Here is an 8,693-nt window from a genome sequence, read left to right as displayed (position 1 = left end):
AGGGGCCGAACGGGAAAGCGATTTGAGGGATATCGCGCTGGGTTATGGGATGCGACTGGTGGGCCCGAATTGCATGGGAGTAATCAACACCGATCCTGCGGTAAGTCTGAACGCCACCTTCTCGCCGATCTACCCCCCTCGCGGCAACGTTGCCTTCCTGTCCCAAAGCGGTGCCCTAGGACTAGCTATCCTGGACTATGCCAGAGAACTCAATATGGGCATATCCACATTTGCCAGCGTAGGCAACCGGGCTGACATCTCATCCAATGACCTTTTGCAGTATTGGGAGCATGACCCGGCCACCAAAGTCATCCTGCTCTACCTGGAATCATTTGGTAATCCCCGCAATTTTGCGCGCATTGCCCGGAGGGTATCGGCAAGCAAGCCGATCGTGGCGGTAAAGGGCGGCAGCACTCTGGCCGGTTCGCGCGCCGCCGCCTCTCACACGGGGGCTCTGGCTACCCCTGAGATCGCCTCCGATGCGCTCTTTCGGCAGGCCGGCATCCTGAGGGTAAATGTCCTGGAAGACCTGTTTGATGTGGCTGAGCTGCTTTCCAACCAGCCGGTTCCGAGAGGCAGAAGGGTAGCCATCTTAACCAACGGAGGCGGACCGGGTATCCTTGCCGCCGATGCCTGCGAGCATAACGGGTTAGTCCTGCCGGAGTTCTCCCCGGAAACGATGAAATCGTTGAAGGAAGCAATTGATCGGGACATATTGATTCGCAACCCACTGGACCTGACTGCCGGTGCTGCGGAGAAGGAATTCGAGGCAGTAATGAAGGTGCTGGCCAACAACGAAGGCAATGACGCCGTGATCGCCATATTCATACCCCCTACGGTTGTTGATCTAACCAACATGGAAGAAGCCTTTCGGCGTACCTCCCCCATCTTCCAGCGGCAAAAGAAGCCGCTGCTGGCTTGCTTTCTTGGACGGAAGGGTTTTAAGTCAAAACTGGGCTCCGAGGGCAAATTCGTTCCTTGCTATGCGTTCCCTGAAGCTGCTGTTTCAGCGCTGGCCAAGTCTGTAGAGTATGGCGAATGGGCGAGAAAACCCAAAGGGGTTATTCCCAGGCTCCGCGGAATCAAACGCAAAAAAGCACAGAATCTGATGGAGCGAGTGTTGACCCTCAATCTCCAGAGACCGTTCTGGCTTTCGGCAGCAGAGATCGCCGAACTCCTCAACTGCTACGGCATACGCATTGCCGAGGCAATCATCGCCAGAACTCAAGCCGAAGCCGGCAACATCGCTGAAAGAATGGGCTTTCCCGTTGCCATCAAGCTTGCGTCATCCACAATCATACATAAGACAGACGTTGGCGGAGTGATACTTGACGTCAGGTCGCGCAGCGATGTAGAAAAGGCCTTTAACGATATTGAGGCCAGGCTGGTTCAACTCGACCGCCGGAATGAAATGGAAGGAGTTACGGTGCAGCAAATGGTAGAAGGAGGCATCGAGACGATTGTGGGGATGACGCAAGACCCGTCCTTTGGCCCGCTGCTGATGTTCGGCATCGGAGGGATATATGCCGAACTTCTCAAGGACATCGCAGTCAAAATCCACCCGCTCACCGATCTGGACGCCAAAGAGTTGATCAGCTCCATCAAGATGGCGAGGGTATTTGAAGGATTCAGGGGTTCTCCTCCCGCTGATATACCAGCGGTTCAGCATCTTCTGCTCCGGCTTTCGGCTCTGGTGGAAGACTTTCCGCAAATCGCTGAGCTGGACTTCAATCCGGTGAAAGTCATGGCGCAGGGTGAAGGATGCTGGGTGGTAGATGCCCGGATCGCCGTCAAATGAGCATTGCCCGGGTCAATGCTCACACAGGCCTTGCCTCCGCTTTACCCCATCCGGGGCCGGTATCAGGGATTGGCCCGACTCGCTCAGATCAGCAAATCCGAGACTCTAACCCCGCGTTATCCCTATCTCGCGGCAAAATCGATCCCATTGACTGATCACCTGCGGACTGTATGCAAGTCATGCCCCTGGCCACCCTGCCACCTCAATCTGAGCGGGCAGTTTCAGAAGGCTTTTTGCCTGAAAAATGGTTCCCTAAACGCTCATCGAAACACCAGTAAACGTCCCTTTCATCCTTCGTGCTAATGCACAATCCTTTAGCCCCAATCTCGCGCGTGTTGCGTCAGGAAAAATGAGTCTCTGGGATCATTGTATTGCCTGCATGAGCTACTTATGGTACAATACCGGAGGTTTTTTAGTGGTCGTTGGCATAGACTATAAATTTCTCCGAGCTGCAACGCCTAAAGTTGTATAAACTATGGCGCACAGTCGGCAGACCGAAAGGTTTCGAGGGTTCAAGAGGAAACTTTTGTGCCTCCCTTATTGGAAAGGAGATAAGATGGTTATTTTATAAGCAAGGTATTAGATACACTATGAAAAACGTGTTTGGCGAATGGATGTCTACGAAAGGACATCCTTTTTCATGTATTCGCCTCAGGCAAAGAAGAAGATCGCTTCCGTTTGATTCCGCACGGTACAGAGAGAAGCGATTTTCCTTTGAAACCTGCTCAGACGGCCAAAAAGGAGGAGACTTATTGCAATAACTGTTTCGTAAAGTTGGAGCCCCGAATGGATGACTGTCTACAAGAGATCGAGAAAAATCCAAAAAACAACATAGCAACATATATTAGGAAAAGGAGGACGGATAATGGGATTTAAAGCTCCTAAGGATATTACTGAGACTGCATGTTCTATAGGCGCAGTAAAGACTCAAATGAAGACGGACAAATTGCTGCTACTCGGCTTTCTGGCCGGCGCATTCATCGCTTTTGGCGCACAGCTGGCCGTGACGGCAGCTGGCGGTACCGGATGGGGAAACTTTCCAGGACTGCAAAAGCTGGTCTTCGGCGGCGTGTTCCCGGTCGGACTGATGCTGGTAGTCATTGCCGGTTCCGAGCTCTTTACGGGTAACTGCATGTTCCCGACAGTTTCCTGCCTGGATAAAAGGGCCACGTGGTCCGGGCTAAGCCGAAACTGGATTCTGGTCTATATCGGAAACTTTGCCGGTTCGATCTTCGTCGCCTGGTTTTTATCGCACGAAACAAATCTCTTTGCAGCCGATCCATGGCACAGTTACATCGGTAAGATCGCCACAGCCAAGGTTGGCTTGGACTGGGACGTTGCCTTCTGGCGCGCAGTCGGCTGTAACTGGCTGGTCTGTCTGGCCGTATGGATGGCCCTCAGCAGTGAGGATATCGTCGGAAAGATTTGGGCAATATGGTTCCCCATCATGGCCTTCGTATGTCTGGGCTTTGAACACAGTGTAGCCAACATGTTCTTCATACCTGCAGGCATATTCCAGGGTTGTGGTGTTGGCTGGTGGGAGTTCATCTGGCATAACCTTATACCGGTCACTCTCGGGAACATCGTTGGCGGAGGGGTCTTTGTTGGCGGGATATACTGGTGGATCTATCTGAAGGATAACAATAAAGCAGCAACTCCAGCACAACCTGCAGCCAAGAAGTAGAAAACCATGTGTCCGGCTAAAATCGGGGCTCTTATTTAGCCAATCAGTAGAAGTGATGGGGAAATGAACGCTTCCGGCTTGGCAGAATACCAAGCCGGAAGCACAAAAGGAGGACATCGTTGCAAAAAAAGGTGTTGACTACCTGTGAATTTTGCGGGTGTGGATGCAACTTCTATCTGGGAGTAGAAGATAACAAAGTGGTTGCCGTTTATCCCTGTGCCTCTCATCCGGTGAGTCAGGGCAAGATGTGCATCAAGGGATGGCAGGGGCATGAATATATCCACAGTCCGGAGAGATTAAAGACGCCGCTCATCAGGCAAGGTGATACGTTCAGAGAGGCGTCTTGGGATGAAGCCTACAAGCTGATCGCCGAGAAACTGACGCAGATCAAAAAGGAATCCGGCAGCGATTCCATTGGCGTGCTGACTTCGGCAAAATGCACCAACGAAGAAAATTATCTATTGCAAAAACTCGCTCGCGCGGTTATCGGTACAAACAATATCGATCATTGTGCCCGCCTCTGACACTCGGCTACTGTGGCCGGTCTGGCCACAACCTTCGGAAGCGGCGCCATGACTAACTCCATCACCGAAATCGGCGGAGCCAAGGTCATCTTTGCAATCGGTTCAAATACCACTGAACAGCATCCCCTGGTCGCCAATCAGATTGTAAAGGCAGTCAAAAACGGGGCCAAACTGATTGTCGCTGACCCCAGAAAGACCCTGGTCGGCAAACTTGCCGATCTCTATATCAGCCTTAAACCCGGAACAAATGTGGCCCTCATGAACGGCATGCTCCATGTGATCATTGCCGAGGGCTTGCATGATAAGGATTTCGTCGAAAACCACACAGAGGGTTTTGAAGACCTGAAAAAAACGGTGGCTGACTTCACCCCTGATAAAGCCTCGCAGATCACAGGGGTGCCTGCTGCGCAAATTATCGAGGCCGCCAGGTTATATGCACGCAGCGGAAAGAGCTCCTTAATTTACTGCATGGGCGTTACCCAGCATACCAGTGGTGTCGACGGAGTGATGTCATGTGCCAACCTGGCAATGCTGACAGGGAATATCGGAAAGGAATCCACCGGCGTCAATCCCCTTCGAGGCCAGAGTAACGTGCAGGGCGCTTGCGATATGGGATGCCTCCCCAATGTCTTCCCCGGCTATCAGGCGGTAGCCACCGACGAACTCCGCCAGAAATTCGAGAAGGCCTGGGGCGTTACGTTGCCCGGAAAGCCGGGACTCACCGCCACGGATATGATAAACGGAGCCGGTGAAGGCAAGATCAAAGCATTGTACATCATGGGTGAGAATCCCATGGTCTCCGATCCTAACCTCAATCATGCGGAGAAATCTTTAAAGAAGCTTGAGTTTATGGTGGTGCAGGATATATTCCTGACCGAAACTGCTATGCTTGCAGATGTAGTCCTGCCGGGAACATCCAGTGCTGAAAAGGACGGCACCTTCTCCAATACGGAAAGAAGGGTCCAGCGAGTCAGAAAGGCCATAGATCCCATCGGAAACAGCAAGCCCGACTGGCAGATACTGAAGGATCTTTTCGGTTACTTCAACTACCCGGCGGATTATGCTTCGCCCAGCGACATTATGGCAGAAGTCTCCAAGCTGACGCCTTCTTACGGTGGCATTAACTACAGCCGACTGGAAAAGGGAGGCCTGAGCTGGCCCTGCCCGAATACCGAACACCCCGGCACGCCTTTCCTTCACAAGGGCGGCGCTTTCTCGCGAGGGAAGGGGAAGTTCATGCCGATTCAATATCGTCCGTCCGCAGAAACACCGGACAGCGATTATCCCTTCATGCTCACCACCGGACGCAGCGGGTTCCATTATCATACCGGAACGCTAACCCGGAAAGACTGGGCTTTGGACAGGGAAGCTCCCAGATGCTATGTGGAGATCAATAAAAACGACGCCTCTAAGATCGGAGTCAGGAACCATGCGACGGTGAAAGTAACTTCAAGGAGAGGCGAAATCTCAGCCGAGGTCAGGGTTGTGGATACGATTCAGGAAGGGCTGGTCTTTATTCCCTTCCACTTTGCTGAGAATGCGGCCAACAGACTCACTTCAGATAAATTTGATCCGGTGGCCAAAATCCCGGAATACAAAGTCTGCGCGGTCAAACTGGAGAGGAAATAGCGGCTATGAAAAACGTAATGACTACAATGAACAAAGGAAAACTGGCCGATTTCCTGAAATCGCTGGCCAGTGATCATGAAATGATCGTACCCGTGATCGAGAATGGCAACCTGCTGTTTGGCGATCTTGGTTCCAATGGATTGGCAACCGATTTCAAAGGCAGGCCTCCGGTTTCCCCCAAAGAATACATGTTCCCCCAAAAGGAGAGGATATTCACCTTCGATGCCACCGATAAGGTGAATGTGAGTGTCCAAGCGCACCTGAATACGAAAAAGCGCATCCTCTGGGGTATTCGCCCCTGCGATCTCTACGGGATCAAAACACTGGACACCATTTATTTGGGAGGCTACGTCGATACCTACTACCAGGCCCGTCGGTCGAACACGCTTCTGATGGGGCTTAACTGCAATCAGCCGTGCGATACTGGCTTTTGTGTGGCTTGCCAGACCGGGCCTTTTGCCAGTGAAGCTTTCGATATCATGTTCACCGATTTGGGGGATAAGTATCTGGTGAACATCGGCAGCGAAGCGGGCAAAGTGATTGCTGATAAATACCCCAGCCTCTTTGCTGCGGCAACAGATGATGACCTGAAAAAAGCCCGCGATGCCGAAGAGAAATGCAAGCAGGGATTCAAGCCCGTTGTCGATGCCAAAGCGGCCAAACAGAAATTGCCGGAGACTTGGGACGATGCCCTTTGGGCCGAGGAATCGGCAACCTGCATACTCTGCGGCGGCTGCAACTTCGTCTGCCCGACCTGCCACTGCTTCAATATTGAAGATATCGCCGAAGACGGGAAAGTCAGCACCAGGGTAAGATACTGGGATACCTGCCAGCTTGGCGGCTTTACTCAAATGGCGGCGGAAAATACCCGGCTGGCCCAATTTGAGAGACTACGACAGCGAATATTCCACAAATATGTCTATACTCCGGATAAATACGGCGGCGTTCCGGGTTGCACCGGATGCGGGAGATGCATAGAGGTTTGTCCGGCGGAAATCGACATCACTCATGTACTGGGGAGGGTAACCTCGAAATGACAAATAATATCTATGCCCCTCATTTGATGACCATCAAAAAAATGCGGGACGAAGCCGAGAACATCAAGACATTCACCCTGGAGTTCAATAATCCGGCTCTGAAAGAGTCCTTTGCCTATCGGCCCGGCCAGTTCGGCGAAGTGACCATATTCGGAGTTGGGGAAGCCCCGATCTCCATCACTTCCTCGCCCGCTATGAAAGGTTACCTAGAGCTCAGCGTGGCAGGGGTCGGCAAGGTTTCCCGCGCCATGCATGCCAAGAAAGTCGGCGATGTCATCGGCTTCAGAGGCCCTTATGGCAACACGTTTCCTTTCGATGAGGTTACTGGTAAGAATATCCTTTACGTAGCCGGCGGCATCGGTTTGGCACCGCTTCGTTCCAATATCAACCAGATGTTTGCAGAAAGAGAGAAGTTCAAGAAAATCAGCATCCTTTACGGTTGCCGCTATCCCAAGATGCTCTGCTTTATGGACGATCTGGCCAAATGGGAAAAGGTGCCCAACAGCGAAGTGCTGATGACGGTTGACACCAATCCCGCAAATGACTGGAAGGGAAATATCGGAGTCGTCGGTTCGCTCTTGCCCAAAATCGAGATAGACCTGGCCAATACCGTGGCGTTTGTTTGCGGACCGCCCATCATGATCCACTTCGTGATTCTGGACTTGCTGAAGATGGGGTTCAAGGGAGATCGCATCATCACTACCATGGAAAGAAGGATGGAATGCGGTCTGGGGAAATGCGGCCATTGCAACATCGGTGAGAAGTATGTATGCTTCGATGGCCCGGTCTTTTCCTACCAGCAGCTCAAAGATTTGGGAGAGGAAATTTAACTCGGAGACGAGCAAATACCCTGGCAACACAAATAGGAGGGAAGAGAGTGGACAAAATTGAAGTCTTGAGAAAGGCAGCGGAACGCTGGACCAAGTCTGTTTCATTACCGATGGCTACAGATGACCAGATTCAGGCTCTGGCTGGTCTTTGTACCCAGGTCGAGTATGAAGCCGGGAAGATCATTGAAATGGCGGGAGCCGAGGCGAAGAAGTTCTATGTTATTGGAGAGGGACTGGTATCCATCAGCATCGACCTGGGAAGGGGCCACGAGCGAAAGATTCAAACCGCTTCCCGTTATGAAGTCGTTGGCTGGTCGGCGCTGGTGCCGCCATATCGTTACCGCTCCACCATAACCGCTGTAGAGAAAACCAAGATGCTGGTTTTCAACGGACAGGACCTGCGCAAATTGCACCGCAAGAATCCTGCCTTGGCCTATGCCTTATATGTGGGCTTGACCGAGGTCCTTGCGGAGAGGCTGCACAACACGTTTCTGCAGCTTGCAGATATCACCTCCTAAATTCCTTTGCCGGAGGAATTCTGCCGGGAGTTGGGGTGGTGCCCCCTGCCCAAGCGACTTGCAATGTCGCTCAGGACAGGCTTGTCAAAGGATGTCCCCTGTAAGGGCGACTCACAAGGTCGCCCTTACACTATTTAAGATTGGTGGTCTGGGGGTTGATCAGGACCTAATCAGAGCTTACTGAATGATGCTTCCTTAAGGATTGAGTAGATAGTGATTCTAACAACGATTCCAGTTGAGTTATCGGGAAAACACATGGGCAACTGTCCATCATGGTTGGACCAGGTCATTATGCACATAAGCGTCTTATGCATTACAGACTCACTTGCAGCCGGAGAGTAACAAATGCGTTTAGGAATCCTTGTTCCAGATGAACTGATTGAGAGATTCAAGCCTCTCAAAAGCACCCACAACTTTTCCAAAATCTGTCGAGACGCAATACAATCACAGATAGAGGCTTATGAGAAAGCCATGGACCAGGTGAAGTCTGATGAAATGCAGGACATCGCTGATAGACTGGTGGCAGACTATATCAAGAGAACCATGCTTGGCGTTCCTGCAAAAAGGTAGCGCCTTGGTATTGAAGCTGATATTGGGATGCGATAGACTCAAGTTGAGGCTATTCGACTTGAGGTGAAGGGATGTTCAGAGAGAACCACAGGCATAAGCAGAC

General features: G+C 51.8%; 6 protein-coding genes, 1 pseudogene and 1 riboswitch. All 7 genes and pseudogenes read left to right on the top strand.

The annotated features are described in order from the left end of the window. Positions 1-1,798, top strand: a 1,798-nt coding sequence (locus tag PHV74_13125; GenBank protein ID MDD5095300.1) for an acetate--CoA ligase family protein, incomplete at its 5' end; no start/stop codon positions are given. A gap of 430 nt (positions 1,799-2,228) precedes the next feature. Beyond that, a riboswitch (molybdenum cofactor riboswitch) is annotated at positions 2,229-2,365 on the top strand. Between the two features lie 298 nt (positions 2,366-2,663). Further along, complete coding sequence (locus PHV74_13120) at positions 2,664-3,482, top strand: formate/nitrite transporter family protein (GenBank protein MDD5095299.1); 819 nt, start codon at positions 2,664-2,666, stop codon at positions 3,480-3,482. Between the two features lie 119 nt (positions 3,483-3,601). Continuing rightward, positions 3,602-5,708: pseudogene (gene fdhF / locus PHV74_13115) on the top strand (formate dehydrogenase subunit alpha). Further along, a complete protein-coding gene (locus tag PHV74_13110) occupies positions 5,641-6,672 on the top strand; it encodes a 4Fe-4S dicluster domain-containing protein (GenBank protein MDD5095298.1) in 1,032 nt (343 codons plus the stop codon). Before fdhF ends, PHV74_13110 begins: the two are co-directional and overlap by 68 nt. Beyond that, positions 6,669-7,502: an FAD/NAD(P)-binding protein gene (locus PHV74_13105; GenBank protein MDD5095297.1), complete on the top strand. Its 834-nt coding sequence runs from the start codon at positions 6,669-6,671 to the stop codon at positions 7,500-7,502. Before PHV74_13110 ends, PHV74_13105 begins: the two co-directional genes overlap by 4 nt. A 47-nt stretch (positions 7,503-7,549) precedes the next feature. Beyond that, positions 7,550-8,020 carry a cyclic nucleotide-binding domain-containing protein gene (locus PHV74_13100; GenBank protein ID MDD5095296.1) on the top strand — a complete coding sequence of 157 codons (471 nt, stop codon included), beginning with the start codon at positions 7,550-7,552 and terminating at the stop codon, positions 8,018-8,020. Between the two features lie 345 nt (positions 8,021-8,365). Further along, positions 8,366-8,590, top strand: coding sequence for a hypothetical protein (locus PHV74_13095; protein ID MDD5095295.1), 225 nt, complete (start codon positions 8,366-8,368; stop codon positions 8,588-8,590). Positions 8,591-8,693: the final 103 nt, after the last annotated feature.

Source organism: Dehalococcoidia bacterium (genome assembly GCA_028711995.1).
Classification (GTDB): domain Bacteria; phylum Chloroflexota; class Dehalococcoidia; order SZUA-161; family SpSt-899; genus JAQTRE01.
The sequence above is the reverse complement of the archived record's forward strand: the minus strand, read 5'-3'. Positions and strand labels throughout refer to the sequence as shown.

Bases quoted from the DNA above. Each gene is read 5' to 3' on its own strand.
- PHV74_13110 (MDD5095298.1), top strand. From the start codon at position 5,641: ATGAAAAACGTAATGACTACAATGAACAAAGGAAAACTGGCCGATTTC.
- PHV74_13120 (MDD5095299.1), top strand. From the start codon at position 2,664: ATGGGATTTAAAGCTCCTAAGGATATTACTGAGACTGCATGTTCTATA.
- PHV74_13105 (MDD5095297.1), top strand. From the start codon at position 6,669: ATGACAAATAATATCTATGCCCCTCATTTGATGACCATCAAAAAAATG.
- PHV74_13095 (MDD5095295.1), top strand. From the start codon at position 8,366: ATGCGTTTAGGAATCCTTGTTCCAGATGAACTGATTGAGAGATTCAAG.